18 protein-coding genes are annotated in these 23,375 nt (G+C 65.3%); 8 read left to right on the plus strand and 10 right to left on the minus strand.

The features are described from left to right. The first annotated feature begins 114 nt into the window (after window positions 1-114). Window positions 115-771, plus strand: coding sequence for a hypothetical protein (locus J5M67_RS18935; RefSeq protein WP_207886874.1), 657 nt, complete (start codon window positions 115-117; stop codon window positions 769-771). Between the two features lie 219 nt (window positions 772-990). Here J5M67_RS18935 and J5M67_RS18940 read toward each other — a convergent pair whose 3' ends face one another. Next, window positions 991-2,325 (minus strand): sigma-54 dependent transcriptional regulator, encoded by a 1,335-nt coding sequence (locus J5M67_RS18940; RefSeq protein WP_207886875.1) that lies wholly within the window; start codon window positions 2,323-2,325, stop codon window positions 991-993. Between the two features lie 131 nt (window positions 2,326-2,456). Next, entirely contained in the window at window positions 2,457-3,947 is a 1,491-nt protein-coding gene (locus J5M67_RS18945; protein ID WP_207886876.1) for a RimK family protein, read from the minus strand. A 153-nt stretch (window positions 3,948-4,100) separates the two neighbouring features. Here J5M67_RS18945 and J5M67_RS18950 point away from each other — a divergent pair, with 153 nt between their 5' ends. Then, window positions 4,101-5,195: a GNAT family N-acetyltransferase/peptidase C39 family protein gene (locus tag J5M67_RS18950; RefSeq protein ID WP_207886877.1), complete on the plus strand. Its 1,095-nt coding sequence runs from the start codon at window positions 4,101-4,103 to the stop codon at window positions 5,193-5,195. 372 nt (window positions 5,196-5,567) lie between these two features. Here J5M67_RS18950 and J5M67_RS18955 read toward each other — a convergent pair whose 3' ends face one another. Together J5M67_RS18955 and J5M67_RS18960 are read right to left on the minus strand one after the other, a co-directional pair. Continuing rightward, window positions 5,568-6,002: a carboxymuconolactone decarboxylase family protein gene (locus J5M67_RS18955; RefSeq protein ID WP_207886878.1), complete on the minus strand. Its 435-nt coding sequence runs from the start codon at window positions 6,000-6,002 to the stop codon at window positions 5,568-5,570. A 185-nt stretch (window positions 6,003-6,187) separates the two neighbouring features. Beyond that, window positions 6,188-6,595, minus strand: coding sequence for an Lrp/AsnC family transcriptional regulator (locus tag J5M67_RS18960; RefSeq protein WP_243434748.1), 408 nt, complete (start codon window positions 6,593-6,595; stop codon window positions 6,188-6,190). A 245-nt stretch (window positions 6,596-6,840) separates the two neighbouring features. On the opposite strand from J5M67_RS18960, the gene J5M67_RS18965 reads away from it, so the two are divergent. Together J5M67_RS18965 and J5M67_RS18970 are read left to right on the plus strand one after the other, a co-directional pair. After that, window positions 6,841-8,523, plus strand: a complete 1,683-nt coding sequence (locus J5M67_RS18965) for an NAD(P)/FAD-dependent oxidoreductase (protein WP_207886880.1) — start codon at window positions 6,841-6,843, stop codon at window positions 8,521-8,523. 101 nt (window positions 8,524-8,624) lie between these two features. Then, window positions 8,625-9,413 carry a carbon-nitrogen hydrolase family protein gene (locus J5M67_RS18970; protein WP_207886881.1) on the plus strand — a complete coding sequence of 263 codons (789 nt, stop codon included), beginning with the start codon at window positions 8,625-8,627 and terminating at the stop codon, window positions 9,411-9,413. 641 nt (window positions 9,414-10,054) lie between these two features. Here the strand turns inward: J5M67_RS18970 and fusA are convergent. Further along, window positions 10,055-12,163 carry an elongation factor G gene (gene fusA / locus J5M67_RS18975; RefSeq protein ID WP_207886882.1) on the minus strand — a complete coding sequence of 703 codons (2,109 nt, stop codon included), beginning with the start codon at window positions 12,161-12,163 and terminating at the stop codon, window positions 10,055-10,057. 610 nt (window positions 12,164-12,773) lie between these two features. Here fusA and J5M67_RS18980 point away from each other — a divergent pair. The 3 genes from J5M67_RS18980 to J5M67_RS18990 all read left to right on the plus strand — a co-directional run bounded on the left by J5M67_RS18980 (window position 12,774) and on the right by J5M67_RS18990 (window position 15,078). Then, complete coding sequence (locus J5M67_RS18980) at window positions 12,774-13,433, plus strand: DsbA family oxidoreductase (protein ID WP_207886883.1); 660 nt, start codon at window positions 12,774-12,776, stop codon at window positions 13,431-13,433. Window positions 13,434-13,642: 209 nt separating this feature from the next. Continuing rightward, window positions 13,643-14,278 (plus strand): DUF1326 domain-containing protein, encoded by a 636-nt coding sequence (locus tag J5M67_RS18985; protein WP_207886884.1) that lies wholly within the window; start codon window positions 13,643-13,645, stop codon window positions 14,276-14,278. 68 nt (window positions 14,279-14,346) lie between these two features. Continuing rightward, complete coding sequence (locus tag J5M67_RS18990) at window positions 14,347-15,078, plus strand: DUF2182 domain-containing protein (RefSeq protein ID WP_368735942.1); 732 nt, start codon at window positions 14,347-14,349, stop codon at window positions 15,076-15,078. A 113-nt stretch (window positions 15,079-15,191) separates the two neighbouring features. Here the strand turns inward: J5M67_RS18990 and J5M67_RS18995 are convergent, their stop codons facing one another. Beyond that, window positions 15,192-15,527, minus strand: a complete 336-nt coding sequence (locus J5M67_RS18995) for a ribonuclease E inhibitor RraB (RefSeq protein WP_207886886.1) — start codon at window positions 15,525-15,527, stop codon at window positions 15,192-15,194. 204 nt (window positions 15,528-15,731) lie between these two features. Between J5M67_RS18995 and ptrC the strand changes: the two genes are divergently transcribed. Continuing rightward, entirely contained in the window at window positions 15,732-15,923 is a 192-nt protein-coding gene (gene ptrC / locus J5M67_RS19000; protein WP_207886887.1) for a type III secretion system co-regulatory protein PtrC, read from the plus strand. A 398-nt stretch (window positions 15,924-16,321) separates the two neighbouring features. Here ptrC and putA read toward each other — a convergent pair whose 3' ends face one another. The 4 genes from putA to J5M67_RS19020 all read right to left on the minus strand — a co-directional run bounded on the left by putA (window position 16,322) and on the right by J5M67_RS19020 (window position 23,334). Continuing rightward, entirely contained in the window at window positions 16,322-20,260 is a 3,939-nt protein-coding gene (gene putA / locus J5M67_RS19005; protein WP_207886888.1) for a trifunctional transcriptional regulator/proline dehydrogenase/L-glutamate gamma-semialdehyde dehydrogenase, read from the minus strand. Between the two features lie 392 nt (window positions 20,261-20,652). Further along, entirely contained in the window at window positions 20,653-20,973 is a 321-nt protein-coding gene (locus tag J5M67_RS19010; protein ID WP_207886889.1) for a DUF2025 family protein, read from the minus strand. Between the two features lie 206 nt (window positions 20,974-21,179). Then, the gene (gene ubiM / locus J5M67_RS19015; RefSeq protein ID WP_207886890.1) at window positions 21,180-22,352 is read right to left on the minus strand and encodes a 5-demethoxyubiquinol-8 5-hydroxylase UbiM; all 1,173 of its coding nucleotides are present in this window, start codon (window positions 22,350-22,352) and stop codon (window positions 21,180-21,182) included. 139 nt (window positions 22,353-22,491) lie between these two features. Continuing rightward, entirely contained in the window at window positions 22,492-23,334 is an 843-nt protein-coding gene (locus tag J5M67_RS19020) for an IclR family transcriptional regulator (RefSeq protein ID WP_207886891.1), read from the minus strand. Window positions 23,335-23,375: the final 41 nt, after the last annotated feature.

Raw genomic sequence — 23,375 nt, forward strand, 5'->3', positions numbered from 1 at the left:
AGCGCCGATCGAATTATCCAAGCCACTGATTCTACAAGGCAATCTGATTTCGGCACAGCAACTGCTTCACCTCGGTATCACTACCGATCGACGCATCATCCGGGAGTCACTGGCATGCCGGGGAGAATCGCAAGGACAGTAGCCGCCTGCCTGTTATGGGCGGCGGGCTTCTGCGCCGCGCCTGCGCTGCCGCCGTCGGCCATGGCCTGGGATGACCTCCTCGGCGGCGCCCAGCGGATGGCCGACGGTGATAACCCGCAGGCCGGCAGCACACTCGGCCTGCCCTCGCCCAGTCAACTTGAGAGACAGGAAAACTCGCTGCTGCCTACCACTGGCCATTTCCGCGAGATCATCAGCGCGGGCATTGATCCCCCCTCGAAAAACAACAAGGCGGCATCCGTTCTCTACGGTCAGCACGCCTACTCCGCTGGCAGCGCAATGCAGCCCGGCACTGGCGACATCGCCGTCAACATCACCGTCAACAATGCCACCCTCAAGACCGGCACCACATCAGCCGGCATGACCTTCGCTACTGACGGTTGCAACTCGGGTATCTCCCTGCACAATGGCGATACCTATCCCAATACCTGGAGCGACCCGCTGTGCTCCGGGGGCAACGAAACCGGCAATGCGGACAGCCGGGCCCTGTACGCTCAGGGCCGCCTTAACGGCTCCGCCACCGACAACGCAAGCGTCCGCATGACCTCCAGTGGTGGCTCCCCGCATACCCGCTGGCTGCCCATCGACGCTGGCTGCCCAGCCCGCGTTTGAGCCGGCAATAGATCCCTCAGCTGAACACGAAGGCCCCGAATCCGGGGCCTTCGTCTTGTTTCACCACGAGCAGTTGTAGGAGCGAGCTTGCTCGCGAAGGGGCCGGGTACGGTGTAGAGAGGTTCGCGAGCAAGCTCGCTCCTACACAGAGCCATACGCCCGCAAGCGATCAATAGATTGGCCGAGTCGAAAATACCTCTACAGCCCCAGCTTCCGGCTCTATCGCAACTGATGCTTGTGCAACAGCCGATAGAAGGTTGGCCGGGAAATCCCCAGCATCCGCGCCGCCACGCTGAGGTTGTCGCCATGCCGCGCCAACGCATCGCACATCGCCTGGCGTTCGGCGCCGAGCTTGTACTCTTCCAGCGTCACCAGCGGTTGGTGAGTGGCCTTGCCCTTCTGCCGCTCCAGGCCCAGGTCGCGCGCCTCGATCTGCCGCCCCTCGGCGAGCACCAGGCCCCGGCGTACCCGGTTGGCCAGTTCGCGCACGTTACCGGGCCAGCCATGCTCCGCCATCGCCGCCAGGGCATCGTCGGAAAAACGCCGGGGCCGGCGGCCGGTCTCGACGCTGTACAGGTGGGCAAAGTGATTGGCCAGCAGCGCCATATCGCCATTGCGCTCGCGCAGCGGCGAAGTCGAGACCTGCAGGACGTTCAGGCGGTAATACAGGTCTTCGCGAAAGGTTCCGGCACGGATCGCCGCCTCCAGGTCGATATGGGTCGCCGCCAGCACCCGCACGTCGACATCGATCGGCTGGCTGCCGCCGACCCGCTCGAACTGTTTCTCCTGCAATACCCGCAGCAGATTGGCCTGCAGCTCCAGCGGCAGGTCGCCCACCTCATCGAGGAACAGCGTGCCGCCATTGGCCTGCTCGAAGCGGCCGATCTTGCGCTGGTGCGCGCCAGTGAACGCGCCCTTCTCATGACCGAACAGCTCCGACTGGATCAGGTTCTCCGGAATCGAGCCGCAATTGATCGCCACGAACGGCCGCACCGCGCGCCGCGACAGGCGATGCAGGGTGCGCGCCACCAGCTCCTTGCCAGTGCCGCTCTCGCCCCGGATCAGCACCGGGGACTCGGTGGGCGCGAACTTCGCCAGCAGCTTGCGCAAGTCGCGTATCTCGCGGCTCTCGCCCAGCAACTCGTGCTGGCCTTCGTCGCTGTGCACGCCGCCACGCCCACGCAGGCGCGCCATGCCGAAGGCGCGGCCGAGGGTAACCTGCACCCGCGCCACGTCGAACGGCAAGGTATGGAAGTCGAAGAACCACTCGCTGACGAAATCGCCGACCTCATGGATCGGCAGGATGTCGGGACTGAGCACCGCGATCCACTCGGTGCCACTGCGGCTGATGAGTTCCTTGATCGATTCGGGACGATCCAGATGCTCGGGCTGCAGACGCAGCAAGCCGACGTCGCAGTTGCGCTCGCCGGCCATGTCCAGCTCGCAACTGTCCACCTCCCATCCAGCTGCCCGGAGCCCGGGCAGCAGCCGCCGACAGTCATCGCACGGATCGACTACCAGCAGGCGTCGAAGACTCGATGCCGCCTCAAGCATGCTCCCTTCCTTGGCGCCATTTTTTTGAAAAACTTTAAAAAACAGCCGTTTGGCGCTCTAAATTGTAAAGCTAGCAATATCTTGACGGTGTCAATCGACCATTTTTCTATAAGGTCAATGCCGAAACGATCTCACCAGCCGCGACCACGCCGCTTGAGCTCCAGGCGGCGGATGAATTCTTCCAGCACCAGCTTGTAGAGGTCATCGCCCAGGTACACATCCTCCACGCCGCAGTCGATATTCGGGTTGTCGTTCACCTCGATCACCACCACGCGATCGCCGGACTGTTTCAGGTCCACGCCGTACAGGCCATCGCCGATCAGGTTGGCGGTCTTCACCGCCAGCTCCACCACCTTGCGCGGCGCCTCGTGGACCGCCATGGTGCGGAAATCGCCGCTGAGCTCCTCGGCGTCGGGGCTGTGGTCGTAGATCTGCCAGTGGCCCTTGGACATGAAGTACTGGCAGGCGAAGATCGGCTTCTGGTTGAGCACGCCGATACGCCAGTCGTACTCGGTGTAGAAGAACTCCTGGGCCAGCAGCAACACGGAGCGCTCGAACAGCTCGGCGCTGGCCTTGAGCAGCTCGTCCTGGTTGGTCACCTTGATCACCCCGCGGGAGAAGCTGCCGTCGGGGATCTTCAGCACCAGCGGGAAGCCCAGGCGCTCACCGACCTTCTCCAGTTCCTGCGGATTGTCCTTGTAGAGGATCTCGGTGGCCGGCATACCCAGCTTGTGACTGCGCAGCAGGTCCGCCAGGTAGACCTTGTTGGTGCAGCGCAGGATCGACACCGGGTCGTCCATCACCACCATGCCCTCGCTCTCGGCCTTCTTGGCGAAGCGGTAGGTGTGGTCGCTGACGCTGGTGGTCTCGCGGATCAGCAGCGCGTCGTACTCGGCCAGCCGCGAGTAGTCCTTCTTCTCGATCAGCTCGACGTCGATGCCAAGGCTGCGGCCGACGCGAATGAAGTTCTTCAGCGCCTTGGCATCCGACGGCGGGAAGGCTTCCTCCGGGTCGTGGAGGATCGCCAGGTCGTAGCGGTACTGCTTGCGCGAGCGCGGCTTGCGCCAGATCTGCCGGCTAAAGCTGTCCAGCGCGCAGGCGAACAGGTCTTCCTGGTCCTCACGCAGCTTGTGGATGTTGCCCGGTTTCACCCCCTCGATGTGCCAGCCACGGCTCTTGCGGAACTCCACCAGCAACAGCGGACAGGGAAAGGCCTCGAACAGCTGGCGAGCCAGGTCCTGCAGCGGCTCCATGTCGGTGCGGCCGAAGTACAGGGTCAGGGTGAAGCCGTCGGTGTTGCCGTAGGGATGGTCGGCCAGCGCCTTGTCGAGGGTCTTTTCCAGGTCTTCCAGGGCCAGGCTGTAGAGGGATTTCTTCGCCAGCTCGCTGATGCTGCGCACCGATGGAATCACCTTGTGCCCACGCGCCTCGGCCAGCAGCGAGCAGTAATAACCATGACCCAGGTACTTGTAGTTGCGACACAGGTTGATCACCTGTACGCGCTTGCCATTGTCGTCATCGATGGGCATTTCCAGGTATTCCTGGGCGCTGACCACATCTTCACTGGGGTAATAGGACGCCCAGTCCTCCTTGCGCTCGACGATGATGAACAACTTGCTCACGACACCTCCAGGGCATTCCGGGATAGCGCTTGCCGCGCCTGGCGTCCGGGACAATACTCCGCTGAACGCTGCTTCGACCGCGGGGTCGGGCGGTACGTTCGCACCCTTCGCCGGACCAACGTGCTCCTTTCAGGTTAACGAATCCTTACCGGTATGAACCTGCAACTTCGCGCCGCCACCGCCGACGATCTGAACGCCCTGGTCGAGCTGGAAAACCGCTGCTTCGAGTACGACCGCCTGTCGCGTCGCAATTTCCAGTGGATGATCACCCGCGCCAATGCCTCCCTGATCGTGGCCGAGGCCGACCGTAATCTGCTGGGCTACGTGCTGGTGCTGTTCCACCAGGGCACCTCGCTGGCCCGCCTCTACTCCATCGCCCTCGACGAGCGCGCCCGGGGCATCGGCCTGGGACAGAAGCTGCTGGACCGCGCCGAAGCGGAGGCGATCGAACACGACTGCGCCTACATGCGCCTGGAAGTCCGCCCGGACAATCGCGGCGCGATCATCCTCTACCAGCGCAACGGCTACCGCCCGTTCGCCACGGTGCGCGACTACTACGAGGACCACAGCGAAGCGCTGCGCTTCGAGAAACGCATCCGCCAGATCAGCGGCCAGGCGCCCCGGCACGTACCCTTCTACCACCAGACCACCGACTTCACCTGCGGCCCGTCCTGCCTGCTGATGGCCATGGGTGCGCTGGAGCCCGGGCGTGTGCTGGAGCGCCGCGAAGAACTGCGCCTGTGGCGTGAGGCCACCACCATCTACATGACCACCGGCCACGGCGGCTGCAGCCCGCAGGGACTGGCCCTGGCCGCATGGCGCCGGGGCTTCCGCGTACAGCTGCAACTGACGGAGGACGGCCCGCTGTTCCTCGATGGCGTGCGCAGCGAGGAAAAACGCGAGGTGATGCGCCTGGTGCACGCCGACTTCGCCAATGAGCTTGCACAAAGCGACGTGGAGCAACTGCTGGTCACGCAACTGGACATCGACAGCGCGCTGGAAGCCGGCGGCCAGCCGCTGGTGCTGATCAGCAGCTACCGCCTGACCCGCTCCAAGGCACCGCACTGGGTGGTGGTCACCGACTGCGACGAGGACTTCGTCTACCTGCACGACCCGGACGTCGACCACAGCAAGCACCGCGAGCCGCTGGACTGCCAGCACATCCCGGTGAGCCACGGGGAATTCGAACAGATGAGCCGGTTTGGCCGCAGCAAGTTGCGCGCGGCGGTGGTGCTCTACAAGCGCTGATGCACGTTTGCTCTACGTAGGAGCAACTGTCTTCTAGGCTCCCGCGTTCGCGGGAGTGACGATGTCATGCACCGTGCTCCGCAATCGTCTTCCCCGCGAACGCGGGACGCGGCTCCATCGCGAACAGCGCTTGCGCTGGCCCGAAGGGGAATCATCCAAAAACAATGTAGGAGCGGACTCCGTGCAGTGCGGTTCGCGAGCAAGCTCGCTCCTACGAAAAGCGCACCGGCACCTGCCGTACGTATAGGAGCGAGCTTGCTCGCGAACGAACCTGGCTGCCGCGCTGATCGCGGACGGAGTCCGCTCTTGCGAAAGCTTCATATCCCGGAACGAAAAAGGCGCCCGCAGGCGCCCTCTTCCATCAGCCCTGGCTCAGGGCACCAGCGCCATCCCCACGCCAAAGCGGTTCCAGGCATTGATGGTGGCGATCGCCAGGGTCAGGTTGACGATCTCCGCCTCGCTGAAATGCTCGCGCAGGGCTTCGAACTGATCCTGCGGCGCATGCTTCTCGGCCAGCAGGGTCAGGCTTTCCGTCCAGGCCAGCGCGGCGCGCTCGCGGTCGGTGAAGAAGCGGGTCTCGCGCCAGGCGCTCAGGGTCTGCAGGCGTGCCTCGGTCTCGCCGGCCTTGCGCGCATCATTGGCATGCATGTTCATGCAATAGGCACAGCCGTTGAGTTGCGACGCGCGCAGGCGCACCAGTTCCAGCAGCGGGAGCTCCAGGCCGGACTTCTCCAGGGCCTGTTCCAGGCCGAGCATGGCCTTGTAGGCGTCGGGGGATTTCTTCGGCCAATCGATGCGTGCGCTCATGATCTTCTCCAGTAGGTCCGCGGGCTGCGGGAATGGCGCTACGTTAGCGCCACCGGCCGGCACTTCGAATAGCCAATTCCCGGCAATACCGGCAGACCAATGGGGCCAATCGCCCCGCAGGCTTGTAGGAGCGCGCCATGCGCGCGATTCGCGGGCATGGCCCGCTCCTACCGCAGGGCACAGATTCAGCGATCGATCCGCGTCGACAGGATGATCGACGACATGGTCCGCTCCACCCCGTCCAGCGCGCCAATGCGGTCCAGCACCGCGTCGAGGTCACGGATGGACAGCGCCTCGACGATCACGATCATGTCGAAGTTGCCGCTCACCGAATGCAGGGTCTTCACCTCGGCGATCTTCTCCAGCGCCTGCGCCACCTGGTGCGACAACTTCGGCAGCGCCGTCACCAGCACATGGGCGCGCACCAGGGACTGCGCGTAGCTGTCCGACACCTTGATCGAATAGCCGCTGATGATGCCCTGCTGCTCCAGCCGTTCGATCCGGCTCTGCACCGTGGAACGCGACACGCCCAGCTTGCGCGCCAGCTCGGAAATCGACTCGCGGGCATTGGCGCGCAGCAGGTTCAGCAGCATGGCATCCGCATTTTTCGTTATTTTGTTCATTAGACCTATCAATCTGCGTTAAAGCTTTTGCTCATTTTGCAGATTTACGGATTCATTTCAACGACTCCCTTTGTAATAGTGGGCGCCAAGGCGAGCCCACACGGCTCGCCATTTCTTTGCCCGCGCGCCATCCATCGACTGGCCTCTGCGGGCCGCGAAAAGCCTTGCCAAGCTGGTTGATCAAAACCGGCACGCCGAACAAACGGGAGCCTCCAATGCACAAGAACCGCCACCCCCACACCCCCGGCAAGAAGCCGGTAACCATTTTCGGCCCGGACTTCCCCTTCGCCTTCGACGACTGGATCGAGCACCCCGCCGGACTGGGCAGCATCCCCGCCGACAAGCACGGCCAGGAAGTGGCCATCGTCGGCGCCGGCATTTCCGGCCTGGTGGCGGCCTATGAGCTGATGAAGATGGGCTTGAAGCCCGTGGTCTACGAAGCCTCGAAGATGGGCGGCCGCCTGCGTTCGGAGACCTTCGAAGGCGCCGACGGCATCATCGCCGAGCTGGGCGGCATGCGCTTCCCGGTGTCCAGCACCGCCTTCTACCACTACGTCGACAAACTCGGCCTGGAAACCAAGCCCTTCCCCAACCCGCTGACGCCCGCCTCCGGCAGCACCGTGGTCGACCTGGAAGGCACCAGTCACTACGCCGAGAAGATCGACGACCTGCCGGAAATCTTCCGCGAAGTCGCCCAGGCCTGGGCCGACGCCCTGGAAGACGGCGCACGCTTCTCCGAGATCCAGGACGCCATCCGCGAGCGCGACACCGTCAAACTGAAGGCCCTGTGGGACGAACTGGTGCCCAAGTGGGACGACCGCACCTTCTACGACTTCGTCGCCACCTCGAAAGCCTTCTCGCGCCTCTCCTACCGTCACCGCGAAATCTTCGGCCAGGTCGGCTTCGGCACCGGCGGCTGGGATTCCGACTTCCCCAACTCCATGCTGGAAATCTTCCGCGTGGTGATGACCAACTGCGACGACCACCAGCACCTGGTGGTCGGCGGCGTCGAGCAGGTGCCGCGCGGCATCTGGAGCCACGTGCCGGAGAAGTGCGCGCACTGGCCGGCCGGCACCTCCCTGGCCTCGCTGCACAATGGCGCGCCGCGTCCGGGCGTGAAGAAGATCGCCCGCGCCGCGGACGGCACCTTCGCCGTCACCGACTACTGGGGCGACACCCGCCACTACGCGGCCGTCCTGGCAACCTGCCAGACCTGGCTGCTGACCACCCAGATCGAGTGCGAGGAAGCGCTGTTCTCGCAGAAGATGTGGATGGCCCTGGACCGCACCCGCTACATGCAGTCGTCGAAGACCTTCGTGATGGTCGACCGCCCGTTCTGGAAGGACAAGGACCCGGAAACCGGCCGCGACGTGATGAGCATGACCCTCACCGACCGCCTCACCCGCGGCACCTACCTGTTCGACAACGGCGACGACAAGCCGGGCGTTATCTGCCTGTCCTACTCCTGGATGAGCGACGCCATGAAGATGCTGCCGCACCCGGTGGAGAAGCGCGTGCAACTGGCTCTGGATGCGCTGAAGAAGGTCTACCCGAAGGTCGACATCGCCAGCCACGTCATCGGCAACCCGATCACAGTTTCCTGGGAGGCCGACCCGCACTTCCTCGGCGCCTTCAAGGGCGCGCTGCCGGGCCACTACCGCTACAACCAGCGCATGTACGCGCACTTCATGCAGGACGAAATGCCCGCCGAGCAGCGCGGCATCTTCATCGCCGGTGACGACGTGTCCTGGACCCCGGCCTGGGTGGAAGGCGCGGTGCAGACCTCGCTGAACGCCGTGTGGGGCATCATGAAGCACTTCGGCGGCGCTACCCATCCGGAGAACCCCGGCCCGGGCGACCGCTTCGCCGAACTCGGCCCAATGGAACTGCCGGACTGATCCCCGCCACTCCCCTGCATTGACTGAACAGCGGCTCGCGCAGGGCCGGGATCGGGTGCACACTGCCTGACCCGGCCCTGCACGTTTGAAGGAGACCCCCCATGTACCTGGCCCTATACCAGTGCCAACCCGGCCCCGACGACGTCGCCGGCAACCTGCGCCGCCTCGAACAGGCCGCCCGGCAGGCGGTGCAGAGCGGCGCGGACCTGCTGGTCCTGCCGGAAATGTTCCTCAGCGGCTACAACATCGGCGCCCAGCGCGTCGCCGAACTGGCCGAAGCCAGCGACGGCCCCTCGGCCGCACGCATCGCCGAGGTCGCCCGTCAGCACAATATCGGCATTCTCTACGGCTACCCCGAACGTGACGCCGGCGGTGCCATCTTCAACAGCGTGCAGCTGATCGACCGCCAGGGCGAACGCCGCGCCAACTACCGCAAGACCCACCTCTACGGCGACCTCGACCGCACCCAGTTCAGCGCCTCCGACACCCCGCCGACGATCTTCGAACTGGACGGCTGGAAGATCGGCCTGCTGATCTGCTTCGACGTGGAATTCCCCGAAAACGTACGCAGCCTGGCGATGGCCGGAGCCGACCTGGTGCTGGTGCCCACCGCCAACATGCGCCCCTACGAATTCGTCGCTCAGGTGCTGGTGCCCACCCGCGCCTACGAGAACCAGGTATTCCTCGCCTACGCCAACTACGCAGGCCCTGAAGGCGAACTGGAATACTGCGGCCTGAGCTGCATCGTTGCGCCGGATGGCCAGGTGATGACCCAGGCCAAGCACGGCGAAGAACTGCTGGTGGCCGAACTGGACCCGCAGCGCATCGCCATGGCGCGCGAGGGGTACAGCTATGTGCACCTGCGGCGGCCGGTGCTGTATCGCAGCTGAAGAAAAGCCCGGCGCAATGCCGGGCTTTTTTGTGCGTAATCCGCGCGGGCTATAGCGTACTCGCGTAGGAGAGACGGGGCGCCTAGACCTTGTCCGCGAAGTCCCGCCTCCAGTACCGAAACCGCAGGATTTTGTACCCGATCACCGCGTGAACCGCGTACGCCGGAAACTCCCTGCGCTCTGAAAGATTCGCGGACAAGGTCCGCTCCTACGAAGAGCAGAATCCCCTCCGGCCTTGGCTCTTTAAGACTTCCAGCAAAGTATCCGCACGCACCGGAACGCCCCTTCAGGAGGCCGAGTGGAATCGGAGTTTCAGGGGTTGAGCGGCATGGATGCCGCGAGAGCGTCGTCGGGCCAGGGATGGCCCGTCGACGCGTGCCCCTGAAACTTCGATGGAGCGAGGGCAGTCCCGCGAAGCGGGACCCGGATGATGGGGCAAGACCTTTTGGTTCCTTTTGTGTCGTTTGACAAAAGGGACTCGCCCGAGGGGGCGAAACAAAATCTCTCAGCACACGCCGAAGCGGCGCAGAAACACCCAACCCAAAAGCCCAAAGCATCGCGGACAAAGTCCGCTCCTACGACAGCCGCCCCCTACAATGAACAACGGCGCCCGCAGGCGCCGTTGTCAGTTCAGGGAAACATCACCCATTGGCCTTCTTGATGATCGCCTCGGCGATATTCGCCGGCGCCTCGGCGTACTTGGTGAACTCCATCGAATAGCTCGCCCGCCCCTGGGACATGGATCGAACGTCCGTGGCATAGCCGAACATCTCGCCCAGCGGCACTTCCGCGCGGATCACCTTGCCCGCTGGGGTGTCTTCCATGCCCTGGATCAGCCCGCGCCGGCGGTTCAAGTCGCCCATCACGTCGCCCATGTAATCCTCCGGCGTCACCACCTCGACCTTCATCACCGGCTCCAGCAGCACCGCGCCGCCCTTCTGCGAGAGCTGCTTGGTGGCCATGGAAGCGGCGATCTTGAACGCCATCTCGCTGGAGTCCACGTCATGGTAGGAGCCGTCGAACACCGAGGCCTTCAGGCCGATCAGCGGGTAGCCGGCGAGCACGCCATTCTGCATCTGTTCCTCGATGCCTTTCTGGATCGCCGGGATGAACTCGCGAGGGATCACGCCGCCCACCACCTCGTTGACGAACTCCAGGCCGTCCTTGCCTTCCTCGCCCGGCTCGAAGCGAATCCAGCAGTGGCCGAACTGGCCGCGCCCACCGGACTGGCGGACGAACTTGCCCTCGATCTCGCACTTCTTGCGGATCGCCTCGCGGTAGGCCACCTGCGGCTTGCCGATGTTGGCCTCGACGTTGAACTCGCGGCGCATGCGGTCGACGATGATGTCCAGGTGCAGCTCGCCCATGCCGGAAATGATGGTCTGCCCGGTTTCCTCGTCGGTCTTCACGCGGAACGAGGGGTCTTCCTGGGCCAGCTTGGACAGGGCGATGCCCATCTTCTCCTGGTCGGCCTTGGTCTTGGGCTCCACGGCCACCGAGATCACCGGATCGGGGAAGTCCATGCGTTCGAGGATGATCGGCTTGTCGATGGCGCACAGGGTGTCGCCGGTGGTGACGTCCTTCATGCCGATCAGCGCGGCGATGTCGCCGGCGCGGCACTCCTTGATCTCCTCGCGCTGGTTGGCGTGCATCTGCACCATCCGCCCGACGCGCTCCTTCCTGGTCTTCACCGAGTTGAGCACGGCATCACCGCTGCTGAGCACGCCGGAATACACGCGGGCGAAGGTCAGTGTGCCGACGAAGGGGTCGGTGGCGATCTTGAAGGCCAGCGCGGAGAACGGCTCGCTGTCGTCGGCGTGGCGCTCCAGGTGCTTCTCTTCGTCGTCCGGATCGGTGCCGTTGATCGCCGGGATTTCCGACGGCGCCGGCAGGTAGTCGATGACCGCGTCGAGCACCAGCGGCACGCCCTTGTTCTTGAAGGATGAGCCCAGCACCGCCGGGACGATCTCGTTGGCCAGGGTACGCTGGCGCAGGCCGGCCTTGATCTCCTCGATGGTCAGCTCCTCGCCTTCGAGGTACTTGTTCATCAGTTCCTCGTTGGCCTCGGCGGCGGCTTCGACCATGTGCGAGCGCCACTCCTCCGCCAGCGCCTGCAGCTCGGCCGGGATCGGCTCCTCGGTGTAGCTGGTGCCCTGGTCGGCGTCGTTCCAGACGATGGCCTTCATCTTCACCAGGTCGATCTGCCCGGCGAAGTTCTCTTCGGCGCCGATGGCCAGCTGGATCGGCACCGGGGTGTGCCCCAGGCGCTGCTTGATCTGATTGACCACGCGCAGGAAGTCGGCGCCCTGGCGGTCCATCTTGTTCACGTAGGCCAAGCGCGGCACGTGGTACTTGTTGGCCTGGCGCCAGACCGTCTCGGACTGCGGCTCGACGCCATCGGCGCCGCTGAACACCACCACCGCGCCGTCGAGCACGCGCAGGGAGCGCTCCACCTCGATGGTGAAGTCCACGTGGCCGGGGGTGTCGATGATGTTGAAGCGGTACTTGTGGTCGTACTGCTTGGTGGAGCCCTGCCAGAACGCCGTGGTGGCCGCAGAGGTGATGGTGATGCCGCGCTCCTGCTCCTGCACCATCCAGTCCATGGTCGCCGCGCCGTCGTGTACCTCGCCCATCTTGTGGTTCACACCCGTGTAGAAAAGGATGCGCTCGGTGGTCGTGGTCTTGCCGGCGTCGACGTGGGCGACGATGCCGATATTGCGGTAAAGCTCGATGGGCGTGGTGCGAGCCATGGCGTGCTCCGTATCTGCTGGTTGACTGCCGGGCCTGCAGCTGCGGGTCCGTTGCCTGCGCGGGGACGGCGGAAGGAAGTGCGGCGTCAGAAATTTCTGCGCACAACAGGCTCAAGGTAGCGCGTCTTCGTGGCAATTCCAGTGACAGGACATGGCGAGCCCGACCGTCCGACCGGCTGCGTGTATGCGGTGATCAGGATGGCTATTCGCTTCCTCCATGCATGCGGACATCGCCCCGTCGGGACATGCCGGGATCGCCGCGCAGGCCCCGGGGCGAGGCGTATTGAATCAAACACAAATAATCCTTAAATATCATATATTTATTAAGACAATTTAATTCTTTACATAACCATCGTGCGGCCCGCCGCAGTTACCCCGGCAGCCTCAAGAGCCACTGGCCATGGGCCTTTGCCGCCGTCGAGAGTCACCTGGGAGCGCCACTCTGGATAAAGTTATTTCTCAAGAAAATTAACTCTATAAAAATCATATAGTTATAAAATCATTAGAGAAATGACTTAAACAACAGCTCCGCCCTGAAGGCTCGCCACTGGATTCGAACCCCCTTCCGGGTCCATCCTTGAACCATGCCCATTTGCCGGAGATCGCCACCATGAGCGACAGCATCACCATAGATTTCGTCTCCGACGTGGTCTGCCCCTGGTGCGCCATTGGCCTGAACGGTTTGCTGGAGGCCATCCGCCGCGTGGACGATGAGCTGACCGTGGAACTGCACATCAAACCCTTCGAGCTCAACGCCGACATGCCCGCCGAGGGCGAGGACCTGGTGGAGCACCTGCAGCGCAAGTACGGCAGCAGCGCCGAGGAAATCGCCCGCAACCAGGAGCACCTGCGCGCCATGGGCGAGGAAGTCGGCGTGCACTTCGACCTGAAGAAGCGCAACCGCATCTACAACACCTTCGACGCCCACCGCCTGCTGCACTGGGCAGCGGAATCGCATCGCGACGTCGCCCTCAAGCAGGCCCTGCTGCACGCCTACTTCGGCGAGGGGCGCGACCCGAGCGATGCGGAAGTGCTGCTGGACGTGGCCGTCAGCGTCGGCCTGGACGCCGTACGGGCGCGGGAAGTTCTCGACAGCGACGCCTTTGCCGACGCAGTGATAGCCGAAGAGGACTTCTATACCAACCACGGCATCCGCGCCGTACCGGCGGTGATCCTCAATGGCCGCCAGCTGATCTCCGGCGCGCAGAGCGTGGACTACTACGAACAGGCGCTGCGCCAGGTGGCGCGCAAGCAGCCGCTGCCGGAGTGACAGCCGCCTCGCGGAGCCCTCCGGCAACGCCACGATAGCCTCCCCTGGCCGCCAGTCCGGCCATCGCCAACGAGTGCCGGCATGACAGGCAACCGAGGGCGGCCTCCCCCTGCACCCCTGGTCGGCAGCCGCTTCGGCGCACAGGGCGTCTGCTAGCGTTATTAATGAGGGCAGTTCCCATTCCAGCTCACTAGATGAGGAGGTGCGCCATGGCCATGGCCGACTGGCGCCTCGAAGGCGTCGAGTTTGCATCCTGTAACTGCAACTGGGGTTGCCCGTGCCAATTCAGTTCGCCACCCACCCACGGCAAGTGCGAAGCGGTGGTGAGCATGCGAATCGACAAGGGGCACTTCGAGGATCAGGTACTCGATGGGCTCTGCTGGGTTGGCACCTTTGCCTGGCCCGGCGCCATCCATGAAGGCAATGGCCGCTGCCAGGTCTTCATCGAAGAGCGCGCCACCCCGGAGCAACGCGCCGCCCTGCTGACCATCCTGTCGGGCGCGGAAAGCTTGCCGGGCGCCACGGTGTTCCAGGTATTCAGCACCACCCTGTCCGAAGTCCTCGAGCCTCGCTTCGTCCCTATCGAAATGACGATCGACGTCGATGAACGCAGCGCGCAAGTCCGCATCCCGGATGTGCTCGAGGTCACCGGCGAACCCATTCGCAACCCGGTCACCGGCGAGCCACAACGGGCCCGCCTGACGTTGCCGGATGGCTTCGAGTTCACCGAGGCGGAAATGGGCAGCGGCAGCTTCGACACGCAGGGCGGCATCAGGATCAGCTCGCAACGCGGTCACGGGCACTTCGCCCACCTGCGATTCACCGGAGAGGGCGTGGTGCGCTGACGGTGTCGGAGTCCAGCTCCGGCCCCCGCGCGGCATCCCGGTGGCTGAGCCGGCAATCCGCATTGCTGGTGCTGCTGCTATCTGTCCTCACCCTGGTTGCGTGGGTATTCCTGCTGGGCCTCGCGCGGCGCATGGCCACTCCCGGCGGCATGCTGGAGATGGCCATGGCAGGCATGCCGATGCCGTGGACATTCCGCGACGCCCTGCTGATGTTCGCCATGTGGAGCATCATGATGCTCGGCATGATGCTCCCCAGCGCCACGCCGATGTTCCTGCTGTATCAGCACACTCTTCACCAGCGACTCCCCGCCGACCAGCGCAACCTGGCGCTGCTGCTCTTCTGCGGCGCCTACCTGCTGGTCTGGGGTGGCTTCAGCCTGGCCGCCACGCTGCTGCAATGGCTGCTGGACCAGCGTGCCCTGCTCAGCCTGGAGATGCGCAGCCAGAAACCCTGGCTGGGAGCGGCATTCCTGCTGGGTGCCGGCATCTATCAGCTGCTGCCCGCCAAGCGCGCGTGCCTGCGTCATTGCCAGTCTCCCCTGCAGTTCCTGCTGGCTTATTGGCGGCCCGGCCCGTCCGGCGCATGGCGCATGGGGCTGGCCCATGGGCTGTATTGCCTGGGTTGCTGCTGGGCGCTGATGGGGGTGCTGTTCGTCGTGGGACTGATGAACCTGCTCTGGGTCGCCCTGATTGGGGCCTACGTCCTGCTGGAGAAGTATCTGCCAGGCGGCGCCTGGCTCAGCCGCATGTCAGGGCTGATGCTGGTGCTGTGGGGATTCCTGCTGCTGCACGCCGGCTAGTCGCGCCCCCAGAAACGCCAACGCCCCGAACCTGTCGGGGCGTTGGTGTGGCCTGCAGTCAGTGCGCTTTCACACTGCCTGCAAGAGGCCGCTTTTCATCGAGCATCGGCCGCTCAGAGCGCCGACCAGCCGTCCAGCTGGCCGCCCAGGTCGGCGGAGTGCTCGGACAGCAGCGCAGCGTAGCCGCTGATGTGCTCGTGGCTGAGCTCCATCACCGGGTAGGCCAGGACCTGCCAGGGCAGCTGGTCATTGCCGTCGTATTCCGAGTAAGCCACTTTCTGCCCGTTCTGCAGCAGCATGATGGCGAAGTCCAGGGCCGATTGTTCGTCCGGGAAGATCACCGCGAACTCCACCTCGTGTTCGAGGGAGAGGTCCTCGCCGTCCTCCTGCAGGGCCCACAGGGCGTCGCCGATTTCGTCGTCCGGGAAAAGCTGCTTGTCGCGGCTCATGTCACTGCTCCAGTTGTAAGTCAGCGTGGCCGTCTGGACACGCCCGAGAAGGATACCCGTCCTGCATGACAAGTGCCGGAAAATCTCGCCGGCACCATCGCCCGTCGTGATGTTCACCATCACTGCCATTCACTTCAACCCTAGCCCACCCGGCGAGATTATTCCGCCATCGGGCCTGCGCCCTCCCACATCGAGTTGCCGATCATGAACCGCGTCGACGAGGCCTACCGCATCACCTACATCACCCTGGACGAGCTGCAACTGCAGTTCGAAACGGAAATCGCGGTGACCGAAGCCGATGGCAGCCTCGCCCTGCACCGCGCGGCAACGCCGCCGGCCGAGCGCCGGGCGTTGCGTGAACTGATCCGTCGGGAGCCGCTGGGTTCCGCGGCCTGAGTCGAGCCCGGCCTCCGTTCCTGCATTTCCCCACCACCCTCGGTTCGCGAGCAAGCTCGCTCCTACGAAGAGCGCATCAGTACAAACCTGTAGGAGCGAGCTTGCTCGCGAACCCTCCTCGCTACCCGCAGCATGAGCAGGAAACCCATCGCGGACAGAGTCCGCTCCTACATGAAGCCCTGTGCGAGGGCCTTCCCGACTGCAAAAGAAAACGGCGAAGCGGGTAGCTTCGCCGTTGTGCCGAGCGCCAGGCCCGATACGGAGTGCGCGACTGCGCGAGGGAAACGGACTGCCCGGAGCGGATAGCTCCACCGAAGGGCCGGCAGCCCGGAGGCCATCGATCGATGGCCGGAAACCCGCCGGAAGCGCACCGGTCAGGCGCGCTCCCGGCGCATGCGTCAGCCGATGGTCATCAGGCTGGCGTTGCCGCCGGCGGCAGCGGTGTTGACGCTCAGGGCGCGCTCGATCAGCAGGCGTTCCAGCGGAATGTCGGTCTCCCCACGATTCAGCCCGGTCACGCCGACGATGGCGCCCTTGCGCTTGGAGGCCTGTTCGCAGACGGCACGCAGCTGATCGGAATCGCCGTGATGCAGAATGGCGTCGAAGGCGCTGTCGGTGGCCGCCCAGTCGGCGATCAGGTCGATGCGCTTCTGCACCTCCTTCGGCAGGCTGGTGACCAGCTCGCTCTGCGCCTGCAGGACCAGCGCACGGCTGCCCACGGACAGCACGGCGGCCAGTTGCGCCAGCAGGTCGGCGCGATCCTCGGCCAGGCACAGCACGTGTTCGCGCGGCAGCAGGCTGTAGGTGTTGCGCTCGCCGGTCGGGCCGGTCAGTACCTGCACGGTGTAGCTCTGCGACAGCTCGGCATAGCCGGCGATCAGCGCAGCCAGCGCCGGCTCGTTCTGGCCGGCCCACTGGGTCAGCGCCTCCACCGCCTTGCTCGCCTCGGCCGGACGAGCGATCGCCTGCGCGCCGTCGCCCTGCAGCTGTTTGGCCACCGCGTCCTGCGGACGGGTCGACAACAGACGGTACAGGTACAGCGGGCCGCCCGCCTTCGGGCCGGTGCCGGACAGGCCCTCACCGCCGAACGGCTGCACGCCGACCACGGCGCCGACCACGTTGCGGTTCACGTAGAGGTTGCCGACGTGGGCGCTCTCCACCACCTGGGCGATGGTCTCGTCGATACGGGTGTGCACGCCGAGGGTCAGGCCGTAGCCGGAATCATTGATCTGCTGCAGCAGCTGGTCCAGCTCGGCGCGCTGGTAGCGCACCACGTGCAGCACCGGGCCGAAGATTTCACGCTTGAGCTCGCTGAAGCTGTCCAGCTCGATCAGGGTCGGCACGACGAAGGTGCCGCGCTTGATCTCCTCGGCGTCCACGCGGGCGCTCTGGAACACCTTGCGGCCTTTGTCGCGCATGGTCTGGATGTGCTTGTCGATGTTGCCCTTGGCTTCCTCGTCGATCACCGGGCCGATGTCGGTGTGCAGGCGCTCCGGCGCACCGACGCGGTACTCGGCCATGGCGCCCTTGAGCATGGCGATCACGCGGTCCGCCACGTCGTCCTGCACGCACAGTACGCGCAGGGCCGAGCAGCGCTGGCCGGCGCTGTCGAAGGCGGAGTTGACCACGTCCACCACCACCTGCTCGGCCAGCGCCGAGGAGTCGACGATCATGGCGTTGAGGCCGCCGGTCTCGGCGATCAGCGGAATGGTGCGGCCCTGGGCGTCCAGGCGGCCGGCGATGTTGCGCTGGAGGATGCCGGCCACTTCGGTGGAGCCGGTGAACATCACGCCACGCACGCGCTCGTCACCGACGAGACGGGCACCGACGGTTTCGCCACGGCCCGGCAGCAGCTGCACGGCGCCGGCCGGCACGCCGGCTTCCAGCAGGATGCGCACGGCTTGCGCGGCGATCAGCGGAGTCTGCTCGGCCGGCTTGGCCAGCACGGTGTTGCCGGCGGCCAGGGCGGCGGCCACCTGGCCGCTGAAGATCGCCAGCGGGAAGTTCCACGGGCTGATGCACACCACCGGGCCCAGCGGGCGGTGGCTGTCGTTGGCGAAATGGGTGCTGGCCTGGGCGCCGTAGTAGCGCAGGAAGTCCACCGCCTCGCGCACTTCGGCGATGGCGTTGGCGAAGGTCTTGCCCGATTCGCGCACCAGCACGCCCATCAGCGACTGGATCTCGGCTTCCATCAGGTCGGCGGCGCGTTGCAGGATGGCGCCGCGCTCGGCCGGCTGGGTGGACTGCCAGATCTGCGCGCTGGACAGCGCGCCGAGGATGGCGTTGTTGACGTCGGCTTCGCTGGCTTCACGCACATGGCCCACCACGTCGCGCAGGTCGGCCGGGTTGCGTACCGGCTGCGGCTCGCCCGGCGCGGCATCGACCAGACCGAGGATCGGTGCGGCCAGGTAGGCCTGGTTGGTGCTCGACAGCAGCGCCGAGGACAGCGAGCCCAGGCGGTGTTCGTTGGCCAGGTCGATGCCGGCGGAGTTCAGGCGCGACTCGCCGTACAGCTCGCGCGGCAGCGGAATGCGCGGGTGCGGCAGGCCCAGGGTGCCTTCCTGCGCGGCCATCTGCTCGACCTGCAGCACCGGGTCCAGCACCAGGTCCTTGAGGGAGATGCTGTGGTCGGCGATGCGGTTGACGAAGGAGGTGTTGGCGCCATTTTCCAGCAGGCGGCGCACCAGGTAGGCCAGCAGGGTTTCATGGCTGCCCACCGGCGCGTAGATGCGGCACGGACGGTTGAACTTGCCGTCGGCGACCTTGCCCACCACCTGCTCGTACAGCGGCTCGCCCATGCCGTGCAGGCACTGGAACTCGTACTGGCCCGGGTAGTAGTTCTGTCCGGCGAGGTTGTAGATGGCCGACAGCGAGTGGGCGTTGTGGGTGGCGAACTGCGGGTAGATGGCTTCCGGCACGGCCAGCAGCTTGCGCGCGCAGGCCAGGTAGGAAACGTCGGTGTACGGCTTGCGGGTATAGACCGGATAGCCTTCCAGGCCGTTGACCTGAGCCATCTTGATCTCGCTGTCCCAGTAGGCGCCCTTCACCAGACGGATCATCAGGCGGTGGCGGCTGCGCTTGGCCAGGTCGATCACGTAGTCGATCACGTACGGGCAGCGCTTCTGGTAGGCCTGGATGACGAAGCCGATGCCGTTCCAGCCGGCCAGCGACGGCTCGAAGCACAGGCGCTCCAGCAGGTCGAGGGAGATTTCCAGGCGGTCGGCTTCCTCGGCGTCGATGTTGATGCCGATGTCGTAGTCGCGGGCCATCTTCACCAGGCCGAGCACGGTCGGGTACAGCTCGTCCATCACGCGGTCGTACTGGGCGCGGCTGTAGCGCGGGTGCAGCGCGGAGAGCTTGATCGAGATGCCCGGGCCTTCGTAGATGCCACGACCGTGGGAGGCCTTGCCGATGGCATGGATGGCCTGCTCGTAGGAGGCCAGGTAGCGCTTGGCGTCCTCATCGGTCAGCGCGGCTTCGCCGAGCATGTCGTAGGAATAGCGGAAGCCCTTGGATTCCATGGTGGCGGCATTGGCCAGCGCCTCGGCGATGGTCTCGCCGGTGACGAACTGCTCGCCCATCAGGCGCATGGCCATGTCCACGCCCTTGCGGATCAGCGGCTCGCCGGACTTGCCGATGATGCGGTTGAGCGCCGAGGACATGCCGGCCTCGGTATGGGTCGACACCAGCTTACCGGTGATCAGCAGACCCCAGGAGGCCGCGTTGACGAACATCGACGGGCTCTGGCCCAGGTGCTGGCTCCAGTTGCCGTTGCTGATCTTGTCGCGGATCAGCGCGTCACGGGTGGCCTTGTCCGGGATACGCAGCAGGGCTTCGGCCAGGCACATCAGCGCCACGCCCTCCTGGGACGACAGGGAGAACTCCTGCAGCAGCCCCTGCACCAGGCCCTGGCGGCCACCGGCGTTCTTCTGGTTGCGCAGCTTCTCGGCGATGCCCAGGGCCATCTTGTTGGCGGCATCAGCCTGCTCTTTCGGCAGGCGGGCCAGGTCCAGCAGCATCGGCAGCGCCTCGGTTTCCGGGCGGCGGTAAGCCGAAGTGATGGCGGCGCGCAGCACCGACTGCGGCAGGATGCTTTCGGCGAAATCAAGGAAGACCTGCAGGCCCTGCTCGCTCAGCGAGTCCACGGACTCTTCGCCTGCGGCGGCGGCCAGCCCGGAGTGCTCGGCGGGAGTCAGCCCACCCTCGACCTGTTCCAGGTACGTGAAGATCGCCTGCTTGATCAGCCAGTGCGGGGTGCGGTCGAGCTGCTGGGCGGCGAGCTTGAGACGTTCACGGGTGGCGTCGTCGAGCTTCACGCCGAGGGTAGTGGTGGCCATGGGTCGTCCTATTGTTAAAGTTTGGAGCGTGCAAAGCCGCGCAAGGTTAAACCGCCGCCCACAAAGGTGCAACCAGGTGCAACCACTCTTTCCCATCCTTCTCGACACCCGGAAATTCAATGCGCCAACAAGGCGCGTCGGGCTCTGGCGCCAATCACCCGATGGGGCGCTCCGACAGGCGGACGAGACAAAGGTATAACCCGCAACGTGGACAGGTTGCACCTAAACGCGAGACGAACCTGAACAGCATAGGCCAGGGTGCGGCGGGTTGCGCTCGCTGAGGCGCTTGCGGGATGAGGGAGCGGACAGCCCTGAGCCGGGACGATCCGCAAGGGACTACCCAGGAGGGATACGAGGCCGGCCGGTGCAACCGGCCGCCTCGGCGAACTGGCTTACTTCGGGCGCCGTTCTGCTGCGATTTCCGGCAGATCGGTACGACGCAGGTAGGTGAGCAGCGCCTCGCCGAGGTTCAGGCGATCATTAATGTTCTGCGCCGCGAGGATTTCCAGGCACTCGCGACTGAGAGTCATGACATCGCCGGCGCGCCGCGTCCAGACGAACTCGCAGGCCGGCCGGATGCTGTCCTCGACCACATCCATGCCGAAGGAGTCCTCGCTGAAACGCACGATGTACTTGCCCGTCTTGCGGTTGAAACCGACAAAGCCGCAAAGACCGTCGGCGGCCTTGCAGATGTCGCTGGAAGTAATGGCCATGGTTCCCCCTGGATCGGATTGTTATGAATTGCGCACGCAGGAGGGGCCGCTCTGATGGCGGCTGGATCGTTCTTTCTGCCCCACGATGAGGGCCGGTTCTTGTAGGAGCGAGCTTGCTCGCGAACGGTTTTTCCCGAGAACTTCGGCGCTGGGCGGTTCGCGAGCAAGCTCGCTCCTACAGGGCTTGGCATACGCCCGGCGTTCCGTCACGCCCCCTGCGCCAGATGCCGCGCAATTACCTGCCGCAGCGGCGGCAGGCCCTGTGCCAGGCGCAGGCCGGCGTTGCGCAGCAGGCGCACCGGCGGACGCGGATCGGTGTACATGCCGACGATCAGGCGCGTGGCCTGGTACAGCGGCCAGGTAGCCAGGCGGTGAGCCGTAGCGTAACGGCGCAGCGGCCAGGCACCACCGATGTCGCCGCCGCGTCGGTGGGTGGCCAGCACTTCCGCAGCGAGGCGGCGCTGGCTCTGCAAACCGAAGTTGAAACCATGGGCGGTGACCGGGTGCATGCCGACGGCGGCATCGCCGATCAACGCGCTGCGCGGGCCGGCGAAGCGGTCGGCGAAAACGCCCACCAACGGGTAGCTGTGGCGCGGACCAAGCAGTTGCATCGCCCCCAGGCGACGGTCGAAACGCCGCTCCATCTCATGGGCGAAGGCCGCTTCGTCCAGCTCCAGCAACGGCGCCATCTCGCGCTGCGGCAGGGTCAGCACCACCGAGGAGCGGTCGCCATTGAGCGGCAGCAGCGCCAGGGTCTGGCCATAACCGAACCACTCCCAGGCCACGTTGTGGTGCGGCCGCTCGTGGGCCATGCGGCAGACCATCATGGTCTTGCCGAAATCCTCCATGCTCGCGCCGATGCCGAGCATCCGCCGCGTCTCGGAGAAGCGGCTGTCGGCGGCAACCAGCAGACGCGCATGGACCATGCTGTCGTCGTCCAGCGTCAGTCGCACGCCCTCGCGCTCCATTTGCAGCGAGCGCAGCGCCCTGCCACAGACGAGCGACACGTCCGGGCACTCATGCACCGCATCGAAAGCCACGCGGCGAATCACCTGGTTGGAAACGAAGTAGCCCAACTGCTCGGCCCCCGCCTGCCCCGCCTCGATGCGTAGCGCGAACAGCGACGGACCGTTGAGTACCTGGGCATCACGCAGTGGCGAAATCTCCTGCGGATCGATGCGTGACCACATGCCCAAGCGCTGCAGTTCGGCGCGGGAGGCATGGGTCAGGGCGATCTCGCGGCCGTCCTCGGCCGGCTCAGCGAGATTCGCCAGCGGCTGGCGCTCGATCAGCTGGACCGACAGGCCGTTGCCGGACAGCGAGCGGGCCAGGCACAGCCCGGCGGGGCCGGCGCCGACGATGGCGATGTCCACGTGCATGGGTGACTCCTTTGGCGGGGATGAGGGCGGTCCCGGAGTCTAGGTTGGCCGCCCGGCGCTTTCGTTGCCGTGGATCAGTACGACGCAGCGCCACCCCTGCGGCGCCACCGCGCATACCTCCGAGGAGGCATGCCGCCGCTCAATGGAACAGGCGGGTGCCCAGTTCGCGGCTGGCCTCCAGCAGCACCGGCAGGAAACGCGTCTCCAGTTCCTGGCGCGACACCCGCCCGGCGTGGGTGCCGACGTTCAGCGCCGCCAGCACCTGGCCGGCGGAATCTTTCAGCGGCACAGCGATGGAGCGCAGGCCGACTTCCAGCTCCTGGTCGATGATCACCCAGCCCTGCTGGCGGATCTCGGCAATGCTCGCGCGGAGCATTTCCGGGGTATGCACGGTGCGGCTGGTCTTCACCTGCAGGTCGGCGTGAGACAGGTAGTCCTCCAGCGCCTGGTCATCCAGGCCGGCGAGCAGGATGCGGCCCATGGAGGTGCAGTAGGCCGGCAACCGGCTGCCGACGCTGAGGTCCACGGAGATCAGGCGCTGCGGCGTCGCTGAACGGGCGATGTAGAGGATTTCGTCGCCTTCCAGGGTCGCCATCGAGCAGGCCTCGTGCAGCTGCTCGCTGAGGCGGTCGAGGATCGGCTGGGCGGTGACCGCCAGCGGCGTGGACGACAGGTAGGCGTGGCCGAGGGTCAGCACCTTGGGCAACAGCGAATAGGTGCGCCCGTCGGAGGTGACGTAGCCCAGCTTCATCAGCGTATGCAGGCAGCGGCGCACGGCGGCGCGGGGAATCTCGGTACGGTGGCTGATCTGCGCGATGGTCAGGTGGCGCTTGCGCTCCTGAAAGGCATGGATCACTGCCAAGCCGCGCGCCAGCGAGGTCATGAAGTTCGGATCGCCGGTGAACGCCTCGATGCGCTTGGCGGGCGAAGCGATGATCGGCGGCGCAAGGGGCGGCAGGCTGGCACGGGGGGCGTCGGTCATTTCTTGTGGTTCCAGGCAGGCGGGCTCCGGGCGATTATCGA

The sequence above is a fragment of the Pseudomonas sp. 30_B genome, assembly GCF_017491605.1.
GTDB lineage: Bacteria > Pseudomonadota > Gammaproteobacteria > Pseudomonadales > Pseudomonadaceae > Pseudomonas.

Bases quoted from the DNA above. Each gene is read 5' to 3' on its own strand.
- J5M67_RS18935 (WP_207886874.1), top strand. From the start codon at position 115: ATGCCGGGGAGAATCGCAAGGACAGTAGCCGCCTGCCTGTTATGGGCG.
- J5M67_RS18940 (WP_207886875.1), bottom strand. From the start codon at position 2,325: ATGCTTGAGGCGGCATCGAGTCTTCGACGCCTGCTGGTAGTCGATCCG.
- J5M67_RS18950 (WP_207886877.1), top strand. From the start codon at position 4,101: ATGAACCTGCAACTTCGCGCCGCCACCGCCGACGATCTGAACGCCCTG.
- J5M67_RS18955 (WP_207886878.1), bottom strand. From the start codon at position 6,002: ATGAGCGCACGCATCGATTGGCCGAAGAAATCCCCCGACGCCTACAAG.
- J5M67_RS18960 (WP_243434748.1), bottom strand. From the start codon at position 6,595: ATGCTGCTGAACCTGCTGCGCGCCAATGCCCGCGAGTCGATTTCCGAG.
- J5M67_RS18965 (WP_207886880.1), top strand. From the start codon at position 6,841: ATGCACAAGAACCGCCACCCCCACACCCCCGGCAAGAAGCCGGTAACC.
- J5M67_RS18970 (WP_207886881.1), top strand. From the start codon at position 8,625: ATGTACCTGGCCCTATACCAGTGCCAACCCGGCCCCGACGACGTCGCC.
- fusA (WP_207886882.1), bottom strand. From the start codon at position 12,163: ATGGCTCGCACCACGCCCATCGAGCTTTACCGCAATATCGGCATCGTC.
- J5M67_RS18980 (WP_207886883.1), top strand. From the start codon at position 12,774: ATGAGCGACAGCATCACCATAGATTTCGTCTCCGACGTGGTCTGCCCC.
- J5M67_RS18985 (WP_207886884.1), top strand. From the start codon at position 13,643: ATGGCCATGGCCGACTGGCGCCTCGAAGGCGTCGAGTTTGCATCCTGT.
- J5M67_RS18995 (WP_207886886.1), bottom strand. From the start codon at position 15,527: ATGAGCCGCGACAAGCAGCTTTTCCCGGACGACGAAATCGGCGACGCC.
- ptrC (WP_207886887.1), top strand. From the start codon at position 15,732: ATGAACCGCGTCGACGAGGCCTACCGCATCACCTACATCACCCTGGAC.
- putA (WP_207886888.1), bottom strand. From the start codon at position 20,260: ATGGCCACCACTACCCTCGGCGTGAAGCTCGACGACGCCACCCGTGAA.
- J5M67_RS19010 (WP_207886889.1), bottom strand. From the start codon at position 20,973: ATGGCCATTACTTCCAGCGACATCTGCAAGGCCGCCGACGGTCTTTGC.
- ubiM (WP_207886890.1), bottom strand. From the start codon at position 22,352: ATGCACGTGGACATCGCCATCGTCGGCGCCGGCCCCGCCGGGCTGTGC.
- J5M67_RS19020 (WP_207886891.1), bottom strand. From the start codon at position 23,334: ATGACCGACGCCCCCCGTGCCAGCCTGCCGCCCCTTGCGCCGCCGATC.